Raw genomic sequence first — 20,823 nt, forward strand, 5'->3', positions numbered from 1 at the left:
TCGCGAAGGAGGACTTCCCCGTGCCTGTCGACCCCTTCGTTCACCTGCACGTCCACACCGAGTTCTCGATGCTCGACGGTGCGGCCAAGCACGATGCGCTGTTCGCCGAGGTCGCTCGGCTGGAGCAGCCGGCGGTGGCGATGACCGACCACGGGAACATGTTCGGCGCGCACAGCTTCTACTCGAACGCCAAGAAGAGCGGGATCAAGCCGATCATCGGCATCGAGGCGTACCTGGCCCCGGAGAGCCGGTTCCACAAGAAGCCGGTGTTCTGGGGCGAGCGGGCCCGCACCGGCAAGCGGGAGCTGGACGAGTACGGCGAGAGCGGCGACGTGTCGGGCGCGGGTGCCTACACCCACATGACGATGCTCGCGAAGAACTCGACCGGGCTGCGCAACCTGTTCAAGCTGTCCTCGCTGGCGTCCATGGAGGGCTTCTTCCGCAAGCCGCGCATGGACAAGGAGCTGCTGGCCGAGCACTCCGAGGGGATCATCGCGACGAGCGGGTGCCTGGCGGGCGAGATCCTGACCCGGCTCCGGCTCGGCCAGAAGGACGAGGCGCTGCAGGCCGCCTCGGACTACAAGGACATCTTCGGGCCGGAGAACTTCTTCATCGAGGTCATGGACCACGGCATCCAGATGGAGCGCAACATCCGCGGCGAGCTGCTGGACCTGGCCAAGCAGCTCGACCTGCGCACGGTGGCGACCAACGACAGCCACTACGTCACCGCGGACCAGGCCGGGCACCACGACGCGCTGCTGTGCCTGCAGACCCGGTCGATGCTCGCCGACACCGACCGGTTCAAGTTCAACGGTGACGGCTACCACATCAAGTCGTCGGCCGAGATGCGCGAGTACTGGGACGCCGAGGTGCCCGGTGCGGCGGACAGCACGCTGCTGATCACCGAGATGGTCGAGGGCTACGAGGAGGCCTTCGCGGCGACCAACCGCATGCCGCAGGCCAAGATCCAGGCCGGCCGCACCGACGTGGAGGTGCTGCGCGACGAGGTCGAGGAGTTCATCCCGACCCGGTTCCCCGGCGACAGCTTCACGCAGGAGTACCGCGACCAGCTCGAGTGGGAGCTCAAGGTCATCACCGAGAAGGGGTACAGCTCGTACTTCCTGGTCGTCGGCGACATGATCCGGTGGGCCAAGAACAACGGCATCCGGGTCGGGCCGGGCCGTGGTTCGGCGGCGGGCGCGCTGCTGTCGTACGTGCTGCACATCATCGACATCGACCCGCTGCAGCACGGCCTGCTGTTCGAGCGGTTCCTCAACCCCGAGCGCGACTCGCCGCCGGACATCGACATCGACTTCGACGAGCGCCAGCGCGAACGGGTCATCCAGTACGCCAAGGAGAAGTACGGCACCGAGTACTTCGCCAAGGTCATCACCTACGGCACCATTAAGACCAAGGCGGCGTTCAAGGACGCTGCCCGCGTGCACCTCGGGCAGGCCGGTTTCCAGCTCGCCGACCAGTTCAGCAAGGCGCTGCCCGCGCCGATCGCGGCGAAGGACATCCCGCTGTCCGGGATCGTCGACCCGCAGCACGAGCGCTACCCGGAGGCCGCCGAGGTCCGCACGCTGATCGAGAACGATCAGCAGATCGGCAAGATCTTCGACACCGCGCGGGGGCTGGAAGGCCTGATCCGCAACGCCGGTGTGCACGCGTGCGCGCACATCATCTCCCGCGAGCCGCTGCTGGACGTGCTCCCGCTGTGGAAGCGGGACGACGGCGAGATCATCACCGGCTGGGACGGCCCGCAGTGCGAGGCGGTCGGCCTGCTCAAGATCGATATCCTCGGGCTGGTCAACATGACCACCATCGACGACACCGTGCGGATGGTGAAGGCCAACCACGGCACGGAGATCGAGCCGCTGGAGATCCCGCTCGACGACGTCAAGACGTACGAGATGCTGGGGCGCGGTGAGAGCCTGGGAGTGTTCCAGCTCGAAGGTGGGGGCATGCAGTCCCTGCTCAAGCGGATGATGCCGACCCGGTTCGGCGACATCGTCGCCTGCGTGGCGCTGTACCGGCCGGGCCCGATGGACGTCAACGCGCACCTGGACTACGCCGACCGCAAGAACGGCAAGAAGCCGGTGGAGCCGATCCACCCGGAGCTGGACGAGCCGCTCAAGGACATCCTCGGCGAGACCTACGGTCTGATCGTCTACCAAGAGCAGATCATGGCCATCGCCCAGAAGGTCGCCGGTTACACGCTCGGACAAGCGGACCTGCTGCGGCGTGCGATGGGCAAGAAGAAGAAGGAGGTGATGGACGAGCAGTTCGCCCGCTTCGAGGCCGGGATGAAGGAGCGCGGCTACTCGAAGGAGGCCATCGACCAGCTCTGGGCGACGGTGCTGCCCTTCGCCGGCTACGCGTTCAACAAGTCCCACGCCGCCGCCTACGGCCTGGTGACGTACTGGACGGCCTACCTCAAGGCGCACTACCCGGCCGAGTACATGGCCGCGCTGCTCACCGCCAACGCCAACAACAAGGACAAGACCGCCATCTACCTGTCCGAGTGCCGCCGGATGAACATCCGGGTGCTGCCGCCGGACGTGAACGAGTCCGTCGTCGAGCACACCGCGGTCGACGGCCGGATCCGGTTCGGGATGGGCGCGATCCGCAACGTCGGTGCGAACGTGGTCGAGTCGATCGTCAAGACCCGCCAGGAGAAGGGCCGCTACACCTCCTTCCCCGACTTCCTCGACAAGGCCGAGATCACCGCGTGCAACAAGCGGGTCCTGGAATCGCTGATCAAGGCCGGTGCGTTCGACTCGCTCGGGCACACCCGGATGGCGCTGGTCCAGCACCACGAGGCCGCGGTCGACGCCGTGATCGGTCTCAAGCGGCAGGAGGCGATGGGCCAGTTCGACCTGTTCGGCGGAGCCGATGACTCCGGGCCCAGCGATGACACCTCGCCGCTCGCGCACCTGCAGTTCACCGACGAGGAGTGGCCGCGCAAGCAGCTGCTCGCCTACGAGCGGGAGATGCTCGGCCTGTACGTCTCGGCGCACCCGCTGGACGGTGCCGAGCGGCTGCTGGCGCCGTACCAGGACACCAGCATCGCCGCGCTCGTCGGCGGGGAGATCGGGCCGACCGGCTTCGGCAAGGACAAGGAGCAGCCCAAGATCGCGGGGATGATCTCGGGCATCCAGCGGCGCATCAACAAGAACGGCAAGCCGTGGGCGATCGTCACGCTGGAGGACTTCGACGCCAGCGTGGAGGTGCTGTTCTTCCCGCAGTCCTACGAGATGTTCGCCGACTGCCTGATCGAGGACAACGCGCTGGCGGTCAAGGGCCGGGTGAACGAGCGCGAGGGCGAGATCAGCATCTTCGCCTCCGACGCGGTGCCGATCGACATCTCGGCCGCGGAGACCGACCCGGGCACCGACCCGGCGTTCGTGATCAAGGTGCCGGTGGGCCGGGTGGACCAGTCGCTGGTGGCGGAGCTGAAGCGGACCCTGCAAGCGCACTCGGGCACGACGCCGGTGCACCTCAAGCTGCAGAGCCCGCGCGGCGTGACCCGTTTGGCGCTGTCCAGCGACTACTTCGTCTCCACCGAGAGCGGCCTGCAGGGCGAGCTCAAGGGACTCCTCGGCGCTGGTTGCTTCGAGACCGTGTGAGGTTTTCCGGGCTCGTTTTGCGTGGCGGTGCGGGTAGCGGAACCTCAGCGCCCGCCTGGACCGCGGGCGCCCGGCACCAATACACGGCAGCCGGGCCGTCCTCGCCAGGCGGACGCTGAGAACCCGCGGCGGTGCGAGCTGCGAGGGTGGGCTGAACGCCTCCGGCGTTCAAAAGACAAAGACCAAGACAGGTGCTCAGGCGCCGCAGCGGAGGTCACGCGGGTGTGAGCGCTTCGGGGCGCTGTAGCACCCCGGAGCGCTCACGGGTTTCGGTCACACGGTTTCGAAGGTGGCCATCATGCCCATGTCCTCGTGCTCGGCGTTGTGGCAGTGGAAGACGAAGCGGCCGCGGTAGTTCTCGAAGCGGGTGATGACCTCGACCGCCTCACCCGGCTCCAGGTCGACCGTGTCCTTCCAGCCCGCGTCGAGCGGGCGCGGTTCGCGGTTGCCCCGGGAGAGGACCTGGAAGTTGGCCAGGTGCAGGTGGATCGGGTGGTGCAGGTCCGCCACGAAGCGCCAGATCTCGACGTCGCCGAGGCGCGGCCGGGCCGCCACGTAGCCCGTGTCGAACGGCCTGCCGCCGATCAGCCAGCCCCGCCGGTCGCCGTGATGGCCGCTGCGGAAGCTGAAGTCCCTGGTCACCACGGCCTGTTCGCGGCGCAATGGCTCCACTTCGGACAGCCGGGCCGGGATGGCGGAGTCCTCGGGCGCGCGGCGGGCGACGCGGAACCGCATCACCTGCGCGGTCGGCCCGGTGCCGAGCCGGTTCACCAGGGTGACCTCGGTGCCCACCGGGTAGCGGCCGAAGTCGACGATCACGTCGTGGCGCTCCGCGGAGGCCGTCGTGATGCTCTCGTGGCCGATGGGTGAGCTCAGCAGGCCGCCGTCCGAGCCGATCTGCACGAACGCCGGGCCGTCCGGCGGTGGCGGGTCCAGGGCGAGCTCGTAGCGGCGGGCGTTGGAGGCGTTGAGGACGCGCAGCCGGTGGCGAGTCGCGGAGACCTCGTGCACCGGCCACGGCACGCCGTTGACCAGGACGACGTCGCCGAGCACGCCTGCCGCGTAGGTGTCGGTCACGCCGGGCACGGTGGTCAGCGTCGGATCCAGCGAGGGGTAGTCGAACGAGCCGTCCGCGGCGAAGGCCCGGTCGGTGATCAGCAGCGGGATCTCGCGGTCTCCGCGCGGGAGCGGGAGGGCGTCCTCCTCGTCGTCGCGGACGACGTGCAGCCCGGCCAGGCCCCGGTACACGGCCGGGCCGGTGAAGTCCATCCGGTGGTCGTGGTACCAGAGCAGCGCGGCGCGCTGGTCCAGCGGATAGGTGTAGTCGCGGGTGCCGGTGGTGATCACGGCCCGCGGGTCGTGCATGCCGTGGTGGCCGTGGCTCCAGCCGCGGGCGGGCAGGACCAGGTCGGTCGGGTAGCCGTCGGACTCGGGCGGGGTGTGGCCGCCGTGCAGGTGCGCCACCGTCGGCACCGGCAGCTCGTTGCGGTGGCGGACGATCGCGGTGCGGCCGCGCCGGGTTTCGATGGTCGGGCCGGGGAAAACGCCTTCGTAGCCCCAGATCGGCGTGCGCAGGCCGGGCAGGATCTCCGCCGTCGCCTCGCGCGCGGTGATCTCGTATCGGTCGGCACCGCCCTCCCGCGCGGCGGGTGCCAGCACGGGCGGGATCACCAGCGGGAGCTGGAACGGCGCGGGCAGCGGCACCGCGCTGCGCAGCACCGCGCCGGCCGAGGTTCGGCGGGGCAGCAGCTGCGGGCCGCCGAGGCTCGCCGCGAGCACGAGCCCGGCGCCGCCGGTCAGCCCGAGGAAGCGGCGGCGTCCCATCATCGCGCGACTCCCAGCGTGCTCGGGCGCCAGAGCGCCACCAGCGCGGTCGTGGTCAGGGCGATCAGCGCGACGCCGAGCGGGAAGTGCACGTCGAGCGCGCCGAACATCCCGGCGAAGTACTGCCCGGTCTCGCCGAGGAGGACCAGCCCGGTCACCGCGCTCGGCCAGCGCGGGCCGCCCCGCGCCCAGAGGAAGATCGCGGCTGCCAGCTGGGCCATGCACAGGTAGTACACGACGTCCGCGCCCACGGCGTGGGTGTGCAGCATGTCGTAGTCGCCGCTGAGGAGGACGCCCGCGAACACGGGTTGCCCGAAGATCGCGATCGCGTGCGCCGTGGCGATGGCGCGCAGCCCGATCAGCGCCGGACGTTCCTTGCCGCGGGCGGGTTTGGCCGGTGCGGCCGAAGTGGACGGTTCCATTGTCGCTTCCTGGAGATCTCTGTTCCCGATCGCGACGGTAGAGCCGGATTCCGATGCCTTCCAAGACTAATTCTGCGATGAACTCATGCCCCTGGAGGCATGATGGGGCCATGGATCTGCTGCCGCTGCGCTATTTCCAGGTCGTCGCGCGCCACGAGCACATCAGCCGGGCCGCCGCCGAGCTGCGGGTGTCCCAGCCGTCGCTGTCGCGCACCATCGCGCGGCTGGAGAAGGAGCTCGGCGTGCCGCTGTTCGACCGGCAGGGCCGCCACATCCGGCTGAACAGCTACGGCGCGGCCTTCCTGACCCGGGTGGACCGGGCGCTGACCGAGCTCGACGACGGCAGGCAGGAGCTCGCCGACGCGGCCGGGCCGGTGCGCGGCAGCGTCTCGGTCGCCTCCGAGACGCTGCTGACGCTGGCCTCGGCGCTCGTCGCCTTCCGGGCCGAGCACCCGGAGGCCGACGTGCGGATCTCCCAGTCGTCGGGAGTGCGGATGCTGCAGCGGTTGCGGCGGGGCGAGGTCGACCTCTGCCTGGCATCGCAGCAGATCGACGACCCGGAGCTGGAGACGGCCGAGGTGCTGCGCGAGGAGGCGATGCTGGCGGTCCCGTTCGACCACCGGCTGGCCTCGCGGGCGAGCGTGGACATCGCCGAACTCGCCGGTGAACCGGTGATCACCACCAACGGCGAGTTCTGGCAGCGCGAACTGACCGACCGGCTGTTCGCCCGTGCGGGCCTGCGCCCGAACGTCGTCTCCGAGGGCAACGAGCTGGCGGCGACCACGTTCCTGATCAGCCTCGGCCTGGGGGTGGGGTTCCTCCCGGAGATGGCCAGCAGGCACGAGCTGGGGATGGTGGCGTTCGTGCGGATCGACTCGCCGGACTGCTACCGCACGCTGTCCTTCGCGTGGCGCCGCAACGGCTACCTCTCGCTGGCGGCGCGGCGCTTCCGCGAGCACGCCACCGAATCGCTCCGCCGCGACGTCCACGGCTGAACCGCCCCCGGGGCGGCGTCGATTTCGTGCGGAATCGACGCATGGCCGGGTGACGGCGTTCGGTGCGTGCGGGGGCGGTTCGTCAGGTCGCTCGGACGGGGGTGTGCAGGCGCAGGTCGTCGAGGCTGTGGCCGGTTTCCGCCGTGTAGGTGCCCGGGATCAGGCGCCAGGCGCCGGCGCTCTCGTCCCAGATCTCGGCCGCGCGGCGGGGCAGCGCGATGGTCGCTTCGGCGGTCGCGCCGGGTTCCGCGGTCACCGAGGCGAAACCGGCGAGGCGGCGGGCGGGGCGTTCGACGGCGTCCGCCTCCGGCACCGCCAGGTAGACCTGGAGGACTTCGCGTCCGGCGCGGTCGCCGGTGTTGCGCACGCGCACGGTGATCCTGGCCAGCTCGTCCGGGCCTTCCGGTGCGGTGAGCTCGGCGGACTCGTAGTGCCAGTCGGTGTATCCCAGGCCGTGGCCGAAGCAGTACGCCGGAGCGGTTCCGGCTCGCTGCCAGGCCCGGTAGCCGATGAAAACGCCTTCGTCGTAGTGCAGTCGGCCGTCGGTCGGGCTCACCCGGGTGACCGGTGCGTCGGCCAGTTGAGTCGGCCAGGTGGTGGGCAGCCGACCGCCCGGTTCCTCGACGCCCAGCAGGACGTCGGCGAGGGCGGCGCCGGCCTCCTGCCCGGGGAACCAGCTGAGCAGGACGGCCGCGACGTCGTCCCGCCACGGCATCTCCACCGGCGAACCCGAGTTGACCACCACCACGGTGTTCGGGTTCACCGCCGCCACCCGCCGCACGAGCTCGTCCTGCCTGCCGGGCAGCCGCAGGCTCGTGCGGTCGAAGCCCTCGCTCTCCACCCGGTCGGTGGTGGCGACCACGACGATCGCCGTCCCGGCTGCCCGCGCGGCGGCGACGGCCTCGTCGAGGAGTTCCTCGGCGTCGCGCTGCGGGCCGCGGTGGGCGAGGCCGACCGCGATCGAGTCCAGCGCCGCGGTGGTCTTGGGGACGACGTTGACCAGGCTGACCTCGACCGCTTCGCCCGCGGTGAGCTCGACCTCGGCGCGCGGCACCGGGGCGTCGAAGAACACGTCGAACGGATCGCGGCCGTCCGCCGAGTGCTCGCCGTCGAAGACGACCGCACCGGCGACGGTGAGCTCGAACCCGCCGAGGCCCTTGGTGCCGAAGGTGTGCTTGCCGCTGTCCTGCGGCGTGAACGTGCCGGTGATCTCGACGCTGTGCAGCTCGTCGTAGCGCACGCCTTCGGGGAAGTCCCCGTGCCACTGCACCATGCCGTTGGGCAGCGCCTCCTCGCCGAGCACCCGGCCGTCCGCATCGCGGACCACGGCCCGCAGGGCGAAACCCGTTCCGGCGGCGGTGAGTTCGTCGTTGATCTCGGTGCCGACGGCGAAGGTCACGTCGGGCAGCGCGGCGCGCAGCCCGTCGAGCGGCGACACGACGCGGTCGGGGAACACCTGGGCCGAACCGCCGCCGAGCACCCGGGCGTCCCGCGCTGCGCGGCCGATCACGGCGACGTCGGCCGACGGTTGGAGCGGCAGCGCGCGGTTCTCGTTGCGGACCAGGACGAAAGCCCGGTGGGCGATCTCCCGCGCGAGCGCGTGCCCGTCGATCCGGTCGGGCCGCTGCTCGGGCGGCACCGCCGCAGGCACGCCCTCCAGCGCGCCGACGCGGGCCGCCAGGCGCAGGACGTTGCGCACCGCATCGTCCACAAGGGACTCGTCGACGTCGCCGGCGCGGACCGCCGCGGCCAGCGCCTCGCCGTAAACCGTGCGGGGACCGGGCATGGCGATGTCCAGGCCGCCCCGGATGGCCCGCGCGGTGTGGCGGGCGGCGAACCAGTCGGAGACGATGCAGCCGTCGAAACCCCACTCCCCGCGCAGTACTTCGTTCTGCAGCCCGGCGTGCTCGGTCATCGTCGGGCCGTTCACCGAGTTGTAGGCGGCCATCACGCCCCACGGGCGGGCCTGCTTGACGATCGCCTCGAACGGTGCCAGGTAGAGCTCGCGCAGCGCCCGCTCGCCGACGATGTTGTCGACCGTGAATCGCTCGGTCTCCGCGTCGTTGGCGACGAAGTGCTTCACCGTGGTGCCCACGCCGCCCTCCTGCACGCCGCGCACGTAGCCGGTGCCGATCTCGCCGGTCAGGTGCGGATCTTCCGAGTAGCACTCGAAGTGCCGCCCGCCCAGCGGCGAGCGGTGCAGGTTCACCGTGGGCGCGAGCAGCACGTGCACGCCCTTGCGCCGCGCTTCCTGGGCGAGCAGGTGTCCGGCGCGCCGGGCCAGCTCCGGGTCCCAGGTGGCGGCCAGCGCGGTGGGGCTGGGCAGGGCGATGGAGGGGTCGCTCGCGCTCCAGCGAACGCCGCGCACCCCGATCGGCCCGTCGGACATCACCAGCGGTGCCAGGCCGATCTCGGGCAGCGCGGGCAGCGACCACATGCCCCGGCCCGCGAGCAGCCGGGCCTTGGCGTCCAGGTCGAGTTCGGCGAGTGCTGCCGCGATTGCTGCGTCGTGGTCGACCACTTCGGGCTCCTCCGGTCGGCGGCCAGGGTCGGTCGGCTGCATCCTCACCGATCGGCCGGGCGAGCAGTAGGGGTCGTTATGCGTTCGTTCCTGCGGGGCGCGATCCCGCTGAGGGGGCTCTCAGCTTCGTGTGACAGGTCGTGGTGAACGGGGTTCACTGGAGCGCAGGGGTCACGACTGCCTAGTGCGAAGGAATCCGATGTCCATCACCGAGGCACACACCGAAGTTCCCGTCTTCGACGCCGCCTTCGTGCAAGACCTGCACTCGCGGTACGCCGAGATCCGCGAAGTCACGCCGGTGCAGCGGATGGTCACCCCGCACGGCCTGCCGGTCTGGGTGATCACCCGCTACGAGGACGTCCGCGCTGCGCTGACCGATCCCCGGCTGCGCAAGGAGGTCACCCGCATCCAGGAGGTGATCGCGGCCAACGTGCCACCGGACTCCGGCGGCCGCGAGTTCGAGGAGTCGCTGGCCTCGCACATGCTCAACATGGACCCGCCGGACCACACCCGGCTGCGCAAGCTGGTGGTCAAGGCCTTCACCAGCCGCCGGGTGGAGGCGCTGCGCCCGCGCGTCGAGCAGATCACCGAGCGGTTGCTCGACGACATGGCGGGCCAGTCCGAAGTGGACCTGCTGGACTCCTTCGCGTTCCCGCTGCCGATCCAGGTCATCTCCGAGCTGCTCGGCGTCGACGAGAGCCGCCGGGACGCCTTCCGCGCCTGGACGAACGTGCTGCTCGACGCCTCCGACCGCGAGGCGTCGGGGGTCGCGGCGGCGGAGATGGCGCAGTACCTCGCCGAACTCATCGAGGTCAAGCGCCGCGAACCCGGCGACGACCTGGTCACCGCGCTGGTGGACGCCACCGAGGACCAGGACCGGCTCAGCGACAAGGAACTGATCGCGATGGTGTTCCTGCTGCTGGTGGCGGGGCACGAGACGACGGTCAACCTGATCGCCAACGGGGTGCTGCACCTGCTGCGCCACCCCGACCAGTGGGCCGCGCTGCGGGCCGATCCGGAGCTGGTGACCGGCGCGGTGGAGGAGATGCTGCGCTTCGACGGGCCGGTGATGCACGGGACCTTCCGGTTCACCGCCGAGCCGATGACGATCGGCGGCGTGGAGATCCCGGCCGGGCAGATCGTCTGGGTCGGGCTGGCCGCGGCCAACCGCGACCCGGAGCAGTTCCCCGAGCCGGACCGGTTCGACATCACCCGCGACGCGCACGGGCACGTGGCCTTCGGCTACGGCATCCACTTCTGCCTGGGCGCCCAGCTGGCCCGCCTGGAGGCGCACACCGCGCTGCGCGGCCTCATCCAGCGGTTCCCGAACCTCACCGCGGCGGGATCGCTGGACGACGTGCAGTGGCGCTTCAGCACCCTGATCCACGGCCTGCGCACCTTCCCGGTCCACCCTGCCGGGCGCTGAGGTTCCGTTTCCGCTGGTGGCGGCCCGTGAGTGTTTTGAGGGGCTGTGACACCACAAAGCACTCACGGGAGCTGAACAGCGGAAACGGCACCGATGGCGGCCCTGTGCCGCGGGGAGGTCAGTCCGGGTCGCCGCGTTCGCCGAACCAGCGGGCGAGCTTGCCGCGGCGGCTCACGGCGCGCAGGCGGCGCTCCGCGGCCGCCCGGTGCTCCACGGTGGTCACGACGAGCAGTTCGTCGCCGATCTCCAGGTAGGTGTCCGGCATCGGGACGAAGGCGCGGCCGCGCCGCACGACCAGCGGGATCACCGCCGGTTCGGGCAGCCGCAGCTCGACCACCGTCGTGTGGTGCAGCCGCGACCCCGGCGGCACGGTCATCGTCAGCAGCTCGGCGCCGACGACGTTGAGCGGCACCGAGTCGACCTGGATCTCCCGGGTGGCCTCGCGCGGGATGATGCCCAGCAGCCTGGCCAGCGGGCGCAGGCTGGGCCCCTGCACCAGGGTGAACACCACCACCAGCACGAACACGATGTCCAGCACCCGCTCGCTGCCCGGCACGCCCCGCACGATCGGGAAGGTCGCCAGCACGATGGGCACCGCGCCGCGCAGTCCCGCCCAGGACAGGAACACCTGTTCCCGCCACGGAACGCCGAAGCCCAGCAGCGGCAGCACGACCGACAGCGGCCGGGCCGCCAGCAGCAGCACCAGCCCGATGACGAGCGCGGGCAACACCTCGCCGGGCAGCTCGCTCGGCGTGACCAGCAGGCCGAGCAGCACGAACAGCCCGATCTGCGCCAGCCAGCCGAGCCCCTCGGCGAACGAGCGCGTGGCCGAGCGGTGCGGCAGCCTGCCGGTGTTGGCCAGGGCCAGGCCCGCCAGGTAGGCGGCGATGAACCCGCTGGCGTGCACGGCGCCACCGGCGGCGAAGGCGATCACGCCGAGGCCGAAGGTCGCCACCGGGTACAGCCCGGCGGCCGGCAGCGCCAGCCTCGGCAGCACCTGCGCGCCGCCCCAGCCGATCGCCAGCCCGATCACCGCGCCGACCGCCAGCTGGTAGACCAGGTTCAGCGCGATCTCCAGCGGCGCGATCTCCAGCGGGACGGTGCTGAACAGCAGGACCAGGATCACCGTCGGCGCGTCGTTGAAACCGGACTCCGCCTCCAGCAGCCCGGCGAGCCGCCTCGGCAGCGGCAGCACCCGCAGCACGGAGAACACCGCCGCCGCGTCGGTGGAGGACACGATGGCGCCCACCAGCAGCGATAACTGCCAGTCGATGCCCAGCAGCAGATGCGCGCCCAGTGCGGTGACCACCAGGCTGATGCCGACGCCCACCGTGGCCAGCAGCGCGGCGGGCGCGATCAGCCGCCTGATGTCGGACCACCGGGTGGCCAGCCCGCCCTCGACGAGGATGACCGCCAGCGCCGCGGTGCCCAGGCTCTGGACGATCTCGGTGTCGTGGAACTCGATGCCGAGCACGTCCTCGCCGAGCACCACGCCCAGTCCGAGGTAGAGCAGCAGGCTGGGCAGGCCGAGCCGGGTGGCGAGCAGCGCGGCCACCGCGCCGGTGAGGAGCACGAGCCCGCCGACCAGCAGCACCAGGTACAACTGCTCCAGACTCATCGCACCCCCGTCCGCCCGAGTGTTCCGGTGGACCCAGTTTCAACGAGTTCTCCCGGACTCACCTCGCGTGACGGGGCCGGCCCGCGGCCCCGCGGGCGACCGCTCCCCGTTCCGCCCGCCCGGAGCGACGCGATTTCAATTGAAATCGCACGTCTGATTTCAATTGAAATTGCGCAGGTTCCCGAGGTGCCGGTCGTCGGAGCGGAGGGTGGCCGGGAACCACAGTGGATCGCGGACCTCGTTCTCGAGGAGGAGGTCCGCGCGCCCGCGGGCGGATACGTTGGCGCAGTGCGGACTTCAACCACAGATCACCGGTTCCTCGTCGACGGCTCGGTGTCCGTGCTCTGCGGGGCGGTCGTCGGGGCGGCGTCGCTGAGCACGGTGCGCGACGCGGATCCGGCCGTGGCGGCCGCGGTGATCGCGATCCTGGTCGGGCTCACCGGCTGCCTGGCCGTGCGCCGCATCCGGCCGACGGGGGCGTTCGTCGTCGGCTCGGCCCTGATGCTCGGGCTGGTTGCGCTGCCGAACATCGGCGAGCAGGGCGTGCCGCCGATCCTGCTGCCGTTCTCGCTGATCCACCCGGTGCTGCTGTACGCGGTCGTCGCCTACACCGAGCGCTCCGCGCTGCCGGTCGCCTGCGGTCTGCTCGGCGCGGGGATCAGCGTCGTGCGCGGGGTGATCGGCTTCCCGTTCGACCCGCTGGGCACGGCCGGGGTGCTGGCGACCGCGGCGTTCGGATCGGTGCTCGCGGCCTGGGCGCTGGGCCGCTACCAGCGGATCCGGGTGGCCTACGTGCGGTCCCTGGAGGAGCGGGCGGCGCAGGCCGAGCTGCTGCGCGAGCAGCAGGTGCGCGAGGCCACCGCCGCCGAGCGCCGGCTGATCGCCCGCGAGATCCACGACGTGGCCGCGCACTCGCTGGCGGTCGTGCTGGCCCAGGCCGACACCGCCCGGCTGGTCTTCGACCGCGATCCGGAGAAGGCGCGGGAGATGATCGGCACGGCGGTCGAGGTCGGGCGGCAGGCGATGGGGGAGCTGCGCAGCATGCTCGGCGTGCTGCGCACCGGCGACGAGCCCGCGCCCGCGGACGGCGACCTCGCCGAGCTGGTCGAGACGTTCCGCCGCGCGGGCGCCGCCGTCGAGCTGGTCAGCAGCGGCACCGAGCGGGAGATCGACACCGCGCAGCGGCACGCCGTCTACCGGATCGTGCAGGAGTCGGTGACCAACGCGCTCAAGCACGTCGGGCCGGAGGTGACGTGCCGGGTGGTGCTGGACTGGGCGGCGGACCGGCTTACCGTGACGGTCTCGGACGACGGTCCGGGCACCTCGGCTGACCTGGCCGCGGGCGGTGGGTTCGGCATCGCGGGCATGGCCGAGCGGATGCGGCAGATCGGAGGCGATTTCGACGTGCGCAGCGCACCTGGTGGCGGAACCGAGGTGCGGGCCGGGTTCGGCCTGCCGGGAGCACCGCGATGACGATCCGGGTGGTGGTCGCCGACGACCAGCAGCTCATCCGCTCGGCGCTGACCACCGTGCTGGGGCTGCACGACGACCTGACCTGCGTCGCCGAGGTCGCGACCGGGCGGGAGGCGCTGGCCGCGTGCCGGGCGCACCGGGTGGACGTGGTGCTGATGGACATCCGGATGCCGGACCTGGACGGCATCGCGGCCACCGAGCTGATCACCGCCGAGTTGCCGGGCACCCGGGTGCTGGTGCTCACCACCTTCGACCTGGACGAGAACCTGTTCGCCGCGCTGCGCGCCGGCGCCAGCGGTTTCCTGACCAAGGACACCCCGGGCGAGGAGGTGGTGGCGGCGGTGCGCACCGTCCACGAGGGTCATTCGATCGTCTCGCCGCGCGCCACCGGCAGCCTGCTGGAGCTGGCCCGCAGGTCCGCGCCGCAGCCACCGGATCCGCCGTGGGAAGCGCTGACCGGGCGCGAGCGCGACGTGCTGGTGGAGCTGGCGCGCGGCTGCTCCAACGCCGAGATCGGCGCCACCCTGCACCTGGCCGAGACCACGGTGAAGACGCACGTCGGCAGCATCCTGCGCAAGCTCGGCGTCCGCGACCGCCTGCACGCGGTGATCTGGGCCTACGAGAACGGCGTGGTGCGGAGCTGATCTCCTCCTCCAGGAGGAGGAGATCGGTCCGTCGCGGAGGAGGTTCGGCACCCCGGTTCCCGGCGAGCATTGCGGCCATGAACGAAACCGAGGAACACCGCTTCTCCCGCTGGGCGACCGGAATCGTCGGCCTGGCGCTGCTCGTGATCCCGCTGGTGTGCTGGGCCGTCGGTGCGCCCAACCCGCTGGCCGCACCGGGCACCACCTCCGGGCGCTCGCTGGCCTTCCTGCCGCAGCCGGCGGCGGATCTGGTGATGATCGCGTGCGGCGCGCTCATCATCGCCGCCGCCGTGGTGCGCGGCGGGCGGATCGGCGCCGCGGTCCGGATCGCCGCGCTCGGCGTGTTCGCGCTGCTGCTGGATTCCGGTGCGCTGGCGGCGATCGGCTACCTGCCGTTCATGGTCGTCTCGGCGGTGACCGGCCACGTCGACAACCTCGCCGCCTACCTCTCGGTGCCGCTGCTCATGCAGCTGGCCATGGCGGTGGCCGCCGCGAGTCTGCTGTGGACGGTGGTGGCCCGGTCGTCGCCGGACGGGGCCGCGTCTCACGAGCTGGCCCGGATCCGCACCGCGCGGTGGACGAAGGTCGCCATGATCGCGCCGCTGGTCTACGCGGCGACGCGTTTCCTGATGGTGCTGAACGTGCCGGGCTTCGCCGTGCCGATGGACTCGGCGAGCAAGGGCGCCGGGCTCGGGCTGGCGGTGGCCGCGACCGGCGGAGCGGTGCTGACCTGGGGGCTGATCCGGCCGTGGGGCGAGCGCTGGCCGCGCTGGATGCCGCGGGTCGCGGGCCGCGAGGTGCCGGTCAACTTCCCCGTGGTGGCCGCGCTGTCGGTGTCGGTGCTGGTGATGACGGCGGCCAAGGAGATCCTGAGCGTCGCCGCGATACCGGGTTCGGCGCTCTCGGTGGCTCCGATGGCCTGGCTGCCGATGCTGCTCTGGCCCCTGTGGTCGGTCGCGCTGGCCCTGGCCGCCCTGAACTACCGGACCCGCCGCACCACGACCCCGCAGCCCGCGGCGGTGTAGTGCAGCGCAGGCACTGGTCGGCTCCGTTGCACCTGCTCAGGTCCCGTGAGTGCTTTGGGGGGCTATAGCACCCCAAAGCACTCACGGGTCTCCGCCAGCGGAAACGGAGCCGTGGAGCTGCTGGCTCCGCGTGGAACCGCAGGCTCAGCGCCGGGCGATCACCGTGTACGGGCCGACCTCGCGCTGGACGAACTCGGGCGAGTCGAACACCGCGGGGTCGAAGTACACGTCGTAGTCGCGGACGTTCGGCAGCTGCGGGAAGGCGTCGCCCTTGAGCTGCAGCACCAGCTTGCCCTCCTCGCTCTCCGGCAGCTCCACGTCCGAGTGCGGGCTCGCCGGGTTGGACAGGATGAACACGTTCGGCGTGCGGAACTCGCTGCTGCGGAGCATGCCGAGGAACTCCTCGCTGGTCCGGGCGGTCGTCCAGCGGTGGATCTCGGCGGCCCGCTCGTCGTAGTCGCCGAGCGGGTTGGCGTAGTGCGGCGTCTCCTGCTGGAAGCCCCAGTAGGGCTTGAACGACATCAGCTTGTAGTCGGTGCTCAGCAGCAGGTTCTGCTCCGGTGCGCGGCCGGTCAGCTCGGCGACCGCGCGGACCTCGTCGTCGGTCCACGAGCCGAGCTCGTCCGGGTCGCGCTGGCCCATCGCGTTGTCGCCGGTGGGGTAGTAGTCCTGGTAGGCGGCCTTCACCGAGTCCTGCAGCGCGACCCCGATCGCGCCCTGGTTGATGGTGATCGCGCCGAGCATCCCGAGCGCGCAGGCGACCATGCTGATCTGCAGCGCGTGCCGGGCGTCGAACCTGCGGCGCAGGTAGCCGATGAGCTCCAGCAGGCCGAACACCCCGGCCACGGCCAGCACCACGTCGAGGATCACGTTCAGCCGGAACGCCAGCAGCGTGGTCTTGGCGATCAGCGCCAGCGTCGAGAGCACGAACCAGCAGTACACCGCGATGACGATGGTGAGCATCGACGCCGCGACCTCGTTGCGGCGGCAGCGCACCAGCAGCCACACCAGGCCCGCCAGGCACAGCACGCCGAAGGCGGTGCCCTGCATCATCGGCACCGGCAGGAAGGCGCCGTCCTCGGGCAGGTAGTGCAGCGCCGCGCTGCGCGGGTTGTTCAGCAGGAAGCTGGTGGCCAGCAGGTAGGGCAGCCAGCCGACGAGCGCGATGACCAGGCTGACCAGCCCGATCGGCAGCAGCCGCAGGAACAGCTGCCGCACCGTCGGCCACAGCCGCTGGCCCTGGTGCACCCGGAACGCGCCGATGAGCACCGCCATCGTCACGATCATCAGCACCGCGAAGCCGAAGTGCAGGGTGTAGGTGATCGAGGCGAATCCGACGTAGACGCCGATGCACACCAGCGTCCACCGGGGAGCCGGGCCGCGCCGCCGCAGCGCGTGCCAGGCCAGCACCGCCACCGGCGCCAGCCACGCGGCCGACGGCCAGGCGTAGGGCTCTTCGACGCCGTGCAGCATCCCGGCCAGCGCGGTCGCGATCGCGGCCAGCAGCGCGATGCGGCGGCGCACCACCACGCTCCACAGCGTGAACGCCACCACGGTGCTCACCGCGACCCAGGTCAGCGCGTACGGCTTGTAGGCGGCCCAGCCCTCCCAGCCGAGGAGGTTGGCGAACCGGCCGCCCAGCCAGAACCAGCCGCCCGGGTAGTAGGGCGGGGTGTCGGCGTAGTTCATGTCGGCCAGGCCGGGCGTGCTGGCCATCCGCGTCATGTACTGCATGCGGAAGCCGTTGTCCACAGAGGACCCGCCGTAGTAGAACCTGGTGGCCTGCAGCGGGATGGCCAGTGCGAGCGTGCTGAACGCGCTCAGCGCGACCCAGGACCCGAACAGCCGCAGCCAGCGCGGCGAGCGGCGGTGGCCGAGCGCCAGCGCCAGGAACAGCACGGCCAGCACCACCCCGCTGCCCACCGCGGCGAGCGCCTCGGGGGCGAAGCTGGGTTCGCTGATGCTCAGGCGGGCGGCCGCGAACTGCAGCAGCATGCTCACCACGACGGCCACGACCGTGCCCAGCAGCAGCTCGGCGACGGTGTTGCGCAGCGGCAGGCGGACCGCTGAGTCCCGCCGCGGTTCGTCGATCGGGCTCGGTCCGGTCAACTTCATGCTCGGCAGGATTCCCGCCACTTCACGCGTCCTTCGGCGTAGCTGACATGGGGGCCCGCGCAGAATAGTTGATGTGCGCCGCAGACCCCGCCATCGGGTGATGCGGGCGGTGCGCGGCGTAGCGCTAGGGTGACCGGAACGGCCGGTCGCCGTTTCCGGGTCGCGGGTTCAGCCGCGATCCGGTGCCCGGAGCCACCGCGGTCCGCATCGCGGTGCGACGCCACTGAGGAGGTCGGCGGGTGGCGGAGAGTCCCCACGAATTCCACGGCACTCGTGCCGTCCCGGAGCGGGTCGGGACCGAGCTGGACCACCTGCTGCCCCGGCTCGCCGCCCCGCCGGTGCCGCGCGTCGTGGTGAAGGCCGACCTGCTGCCCGCGGTGAGCGCGGTGTCGTTGATCGCCCTGCTCGGCCTGCCCGCGGGCTGGGTGTGGTCGCGGCTGGCGCCGCCGCAGCAGAGCGTGCTCGGGCCGAACGGCTCGCTGACCCCGCTGCTGGTGGAGAGCTACCACGGCTTCGACGCGATCGCGATCTTCGCGCTGCTGACCTTCGGCCTCGGGCTGCTCACGTCCTCCGTGCTCTGGTGGGTGCGCCGCCGCCGCGGCCCGGTGCTGCTGATCGCGGGCGCGCTCGGCTCGCTGGTGGCGTCCTGGCTCGGCGTGCAGATGGGTGTCTCGTTCGCCTCCGGGCTGTACCCGATGCCGACGAACCCGCAGCTGGGCGACCTGATCGCGGTGGCGCCCGAGATCGGCACGAACTGGGTCCTGCTGGCGCAACCGCTCGCGCTCGCCCTCGGCTACGGCCTCGCGGCTTCCTGGAACGGCCTGGACGACCTCGGTCGTCGCCTGCCCTGATCTCGAGCGAAGAACGCGCGCCCCGGGCCGGGACGCGCGTTCTCCCGCGAGCCGGGAATCAGGGCGCGGCGCGCAGCGAACCGGTCAGCTTGTTGAGGTCTTCCTGGCTCAGCGCGCCTTCGACGCCCTGGTCGGCGGTGGCCATCATGACCACCGAGCTCTGCCCGTCGCTGTTCGTCGCCACCACGCTGGTCAGCGCGGTGGCCGCGTCGCACGCGCCCGGCTTGGGCAGCGTGACGCGCGCGGTGACGCGGACGGCGGGAACGTTGCCGGGAAGCTGGATGTGCTCCGGCGCACCGGTTTCGACGATCGGCGCGATGCCGTCGCGGCTGTGCGCGTGCTGGACGAGCTTCGCCAGCGTCTCGTTGGCCACCGTGGTGTCGTCCGGGCCCTTGCGGGCGCTCACGCCCGAGGTCGCGCGGTAGCTGCGGGGATCGCCGGGGCAGAACCCGACCATGTAGTCGGCGACACCGGTCATCGTCACCGGGTCGTCCGGCGGGCCGTAGGCCTGGATGTTCTCCGGGTCGGGATCCAGCTCCCACCCGGCCAGCGGCACGTCGTAGAGCGCGGTGCGCTTGGGCACCCGCACCACCTGCCAGCCCGGGACCACCGGCTGCAGGTCCGGGTTGGCCGCGCTCGGCGGCGCGGTGGTGGTCCGGGTGGGGGTGCTCTTGGTGGTGCTCGGGCTCGGCGGCGGTGTCGGTGAGGCCTGCTGGCCGCTGGGCACCAGCAGCACGACGGCCGTGGTGACGATGGCGATCAGCGCCACCGCGCCGAGCGCGATCGCGGTGATCAGCGGACCCTTGCTCTTCTTCGGCGGCGTCGGGTAGCCGCCGGGCATGCCCGGGTACTGGGGCTGCTGGTACTGCTGGTACTGGGGCTGCTGCGGCTGGCCGTACGCGCCGAAGCCCTGGTACTGCTGAGCGTCGGGCTGCGGGTACTGGGCACCGCCCACCGGCTGACCGGTCAGCGGGTCGTACTGCTGACCGCTCTCGTGCGAACCCCAATGACCACCAGGTGAGGACATGGAGTGATCCTAACCAGCCGACGAGACGTGATCGCCCCAGGTCAGTTGACGCTCGTGCCCTGGGTGAACTCGGCCAGCGGCGCGGGCACGGCGCGCAGTTCGCGGAGGAACTCCGCTTCGCGCAGCAGCAGCCGGCGGACGTTGCGCAGCCGCACCAGCGGATCGGTCTCGGCCAGCAGGTCCTGCCGGTCCTCCACGGTCAGCACGCAGTCGTCGGCCAGCAGGTAGGAGAGCTCCGCGGCGTCGGCGTCGGGCAATTCCCGGTTGCCGCCGCGCAGTCCGGTGGCGTGGTAGCGCTGGTGCGCAGCGCGGGCGGCGGTGGTCAGGTGCTCGCGGCGGGCAGGCGAGTCGTCGGCCGGTTCGGTGTCGGGCAGCCACTGCACGTGCGCGATCAGGTAAGGCGCGGTGTCGCGGTCGATCTGCAGCAGCCGGAACCGCCGCTCGCCCGCGGCGCTGACGTCGTAGCGGTTGCCGGGCAGTGCGCGGACCTGGTCCAGCAGGGCGGAGCACCCGACGTCGTACATCGAGTCCACGTTGTCCTCGCCGACTTCCCAGCCCTGCCTGATGGCGACCACGCCGAACCTGCGGTCCGGCAACGACTCGCCGACGAGGTCCTCGACCAGCTGCCGGTAGCGCGGTTCGAAGACGTGCAGCGGCAGGTGACCACCCGGCAGCAGCACCGAGCTCAGCGGGAACAGCGGCAAGACGTCCAACACGCCACCAACCTACTTGCCGGGTGAAGGACCGGCCCCGCGAACGCGGAACCGGTCAGGTCCTGGCGAAGAACCGGCGGGCCGATCGCGGCACCCAGACGAGCCCGAGCAGCACCAGGTGGAGGGCGTTGTTGAGGATCACCGACCACTGGAACTGCAGGCCGGCGTCCCAGGAGGCGAAGCTGCCCGCGGTCGCCAGCACCAGCAGGACGGTCAGCGCGATCCGGCCCCAGCGGCGTCCGCGCAGCGTCGCCGCGGTGAACCAGACCAGCAGCGCGATGCTGATGGCGTGCACCGCGGCGGAGTAGCCGATGGCCGCGGCGACGGCGAAGTCCACCGCGGTGCCGGTGAGCTCCGGGTTGCTCCGGAGCACCGACTCGCGAGTCGTTCCCGGGGCGAGCGCCATGACCACCGGTAGCGCGGCGTAACCGAGCGCGAGGGCAGCGCAAGCCGGGCTCAGCCAGCGGAGCGAGTTGGGTTTTTGGTGGTACGCGTGTGCTTCCACAGCGGATTATGTTGGCGAGGTTGTGCTAGCTAGGA

Annotated in this window: 15 protein-coding genes; 7 read left to right on the forward strand and 8 right to left on the reverse strand. The window is 71.4% G+C overall.

Features of this window, described 5'->3' with window-relative positions:
• Window positions 1–20: 20 nt before the first annotated feature.
• The gene (dnaE, locus tag C4T78_RS14980) at window positions 21–3,629 is read left to right on the forward strand and encodes a DNA polymerase III subunit alpha (RefSeq protein ID WP_093345010.1); all 3,609 of its coding nucleotides are present in this window, start codon (window positions 21–23) and stop codon (window positions 3,627–3,629) included.
• A 273-nt stretch (window positions 3,630–3,902) separates the two neighbouring features.
• Here dnaE and C4T78_RS14985 read toward each other — a convergent pair whose 3' ends face one another.
• Both C4T78_RS14985 and C4T78_RS14990 read right to left on the reverse strand, forming a co-directional pair.
• Window positions 3,903–5,456 carry a multicopper oxidase family protein gene (locus tag C4T78_RS14985; protein WP_093345016.1) on the reverse strand — a complete coding sequence of 518 codons (1,554 nt, stop codon included), beginning with the start codon at window positions 5,454–5,456 and terminating at the stop codon, window positions 3,903–3,905.
• Complete coding sequence (locus tag C4T78_RS14990; protein ID WP_093345019.1) at window positions 5,453–5,875, reverse strand: hypothetical protein; 423 nt, start codon at window positions 5,873–5,875, stop codon at window positions 5,453–5,455. The genes C4T78_RS14985 and C4T78_RS14990 overlap by 4 nt, the downstream gene beginning before the upstream one ends.
• A gap of 110 nt (window positions 5,876–5,985) precedes the next feature.
• On the opposite strand from C4T78_RS14990, the gene C4T78_RS14995 reads away from it, so the two are divergent.
• On the forward strand, window positions 5,986–6,870 hold the full coding sequence (locus C4T78_RS14995; protein WP_093345021.1) for a LysR family transcriptional regulator: 885 nt from the start codon (window positions 5,986–5,988) through the stop codon (window positions 6,868–6,870).
• An 82-nt stretch (window positions 6,871–6,952) separates the two neighbouring features.
• On the opposite strand, the gene C4T78_RS15000 is transcribed toward C4T78_RS14995, so the two are convergent.
• Window positions 6,953–9,391 carry a beta-glucosidase H gene (locus C4T78_RS15000; protein WP_235862952.1) on the reverse strand — a complete coding sequence of 813 codons (2,439 nt, stop codon included), beginning with the start codon at window positions 9,389–9,391 and terminating at the stop codon, window positions 6,953–6,955.
• Between the two features lie 199 nt (window positions 9,392–9,590).
• Between C4T78_RS15000 and C4T78_RS15005 the strand changes: the two genes are divergently transcribed.
• Window positions 9,591–10,817 (forward strand): cytochrome P450 family protein, encoded by a 1,227-nt coding sequence (locus C4T78_RS15005; protein WP_093345026.1) that lies wholly within the window; start codon window positions 9,591–9,593, stop codon window positions 10,815–10,817.
• A 118-nt stretch (window positions 10,818–10,935) separates the two neighbouring features.
• Here the strand turns inward: C4T78_RS15005 and C4T78_RS15010 are convergent, their stop codons facing one another.
• Entirely contained in the window at window positions 10,936–12,429 is a 1,494-nt protein-coding gene (locus C4T78_RS15010) for a potassium/proton antiporter (RefSeq protein ID WP_218161479.1), read from the reverse strand.
• Window positions 12,430–12,723: 294 nt separating this feature from the next.
• Here C4T78_RS15010 and C4T78_RS15015 point away from each other — a divergent pair, with 294 nt between their 5' ends.
• The 3 genes from C4T78_RS15015 to C4T78_RS15025 all read left to right on the forward strand — a co-directional run bounded on the left by C4T78_RS15015 (window position 12,724) and on the right by C4T78_RS15025 (window position 15,577).
• Window positions 12,724–13,908, forward strand: a complete 1,185-nt coding sequence (locus C4T78_RS15015; RefSeq protein WP_143185708.1) for a sensor histidine kinase — start codon at window positions 12,724–12,726, stop codon at window positions 13,906–13,908.
• The gene (locus tag C4T78_RS15020) at window positions 13,905–14,552 is read left to right on the forward strand and encodes a response regulator transcription factor (protein WP_093345035.1); all 648 of its coding nucleotides are present in this window, start codon (window positions 13,905–13,907) and stop codon (window positions 14,550–14,552) included. The genes C4T78_RS15015 and C4T78_RS15020 overlap by 4 nt, the downstream gene beginning before the upstream one ends.
• Window positions 14,553–14,629: 77 nt before the next feature.
• Window positions 14,630–15,577 (forward strand): hypothetical protein, encoded by a 948-nt coding sequence (locus tag C4T78_RS15025; protein WP_093345038.1) that lies wholly within the window; start codon window positions 14,630–14,632, stop codon window positions 15,575–15,577.
• Window positions 15,578–15,721: 144 nt separating this feature from the next.
• On the opposite strand, the gene C4T78_RS15030 is transcribed toward C4T78_RS15025, so the two are convergent.
• A complete protein-coding gene (locus C4T78_RS15030; protein ID WP_103908128.1) occupies window positions 15,722–17,692 on the reverse strand; it encodes an arabinofuranosyltransferase in 1,971 nt (656 codons plus the stop codon).
• 239 nt (window positions 17,693–17,931) lie between these two features.
• Between C4T78_RS15030 and C4T78_RS15035 the strand changes: the two genes are divergently transcribed.
• On the forward strand, window positions 17,932–18,543 hold the full coding sequence (locus tag C4T78_RS15035) for a DUF2567 domain-containing protein (RefSeq protein ID WP_093345040.1): 612 nt from the start codon (window positions 17,932–17,934) through the stop codon (window positions 18,541–18,543).
• Window positions 18,544–18,601: 58 nt separating this feature from the next.
• Here the strand turns inward: C4T78_RS15035 and C4T78_RS15040 are convergent, their stop codons facing one another.
• From C4T78_RS15040 to C4T78_RS15050, 3 genes are read right to left on the reverse strand one after another with little or no spacing between them, the layout of a single operon-like run.
• Window positions 18,602–19,570, reverse strand: a complete 969-nt coding sequence (locus C4T78_RS15040) for a DUF8017 domain-containing protein (protein WP_093345043.1) — start codon at window positions 19,568–19,570, stop codon at window positions 18,602–18,604.
• 41 nt (window positions 19,571–19,611) lie between these two features.
• A complete protein-coding gene (locus C4T78_RS15045; RefSeq protein ID WP_093348181.1) occupies window positions 19,612–20,283 on the reverse strand; it encodes an LON peptidase substrate-binding domain-containing protein in 672 nt (223 codons plus the stop codon).
• A 55-nt stretch (window positions 20,284–20,338) separates the two neighbouring features.
• Complete coding sequence (locus tag C4T78_RS15050; protein WP_143185709.1) at window positions 20,339–20,788, reverse strand: hypothetical protein; 450 nt, start codon at window positions 20,786–20,788, stop codon at window positions 20,339–20,341.
• Between the last annotated feature and the right edge of the window lie 35 nt (window positions 20,789–20,823).

It is taken from the genome of Saccharopolyspora kobensis (genome assembly GCF_900108315.1).
Lineage (GTDB): Bacteria > Actinomycetota > Actinomycetes > Mycobacteriales > Pseudonocardiaceae > Saccharopolyspora > Saccharopolyspora kobensis.

Coding starts and splice junctions, on each gene's coding strand:
- C4T78_RS15005 (WP_093345026.1), top strand. CDS start 9,591: ATGTCCATCACCGAGGCACACACCGAAGTTCCCGTCTTCGACGCCGCC.
- C4T78_RS14985 (WP_093345016.1), bottom strand. CDS start 5,456: ATGATGGGACGCCGCCGCTTCCTCGGGCTGACCGGCGGCGCCGGGCTC.
- C4T78_RS15030 (WP_103908128.1), bottom strand. CDS start 17,692: ATGAAGTTGACCGGACCGAGCCCGATCGACGAACCGCGGCGGGACTCA.
- C4T78_RS14990 (WP_093345019.1), bottom strand. CDS start 5,875: ATGGAACCGTCCACTTCGGCCGCACCGGCCAAACCCGCCCGCGGCAAG.
- C4T78_RS14995 (WP_093345021.1), top strand. CDS start 5,986: ATGGATCTGCTGCCGCTGCGCTATTTCCAGGTCGTCGCGCGCCACGAG.
- C4T78_RS15025 (WP_093345038.1), top strand. CDS start 14,630: ATGAACGAAACCGAGGAACACCGCTTCTCCCGCTGGGCGACCGGAATC.
- C4T78_RS15040 (WP_093345043.1), bottom strand. CDS start 19,570: ATGTCCTCACCTGGTGGTCATTGGGGTTCGCACGAGAGCGGTCAGCAG.
- C4T78_RS15020 (WP_093345035.1), top strand. CDS start 13,905: ATGACGATCCGGGTGGTGGTCGCCGACGACCAGCAGCTCATCCGCTCG.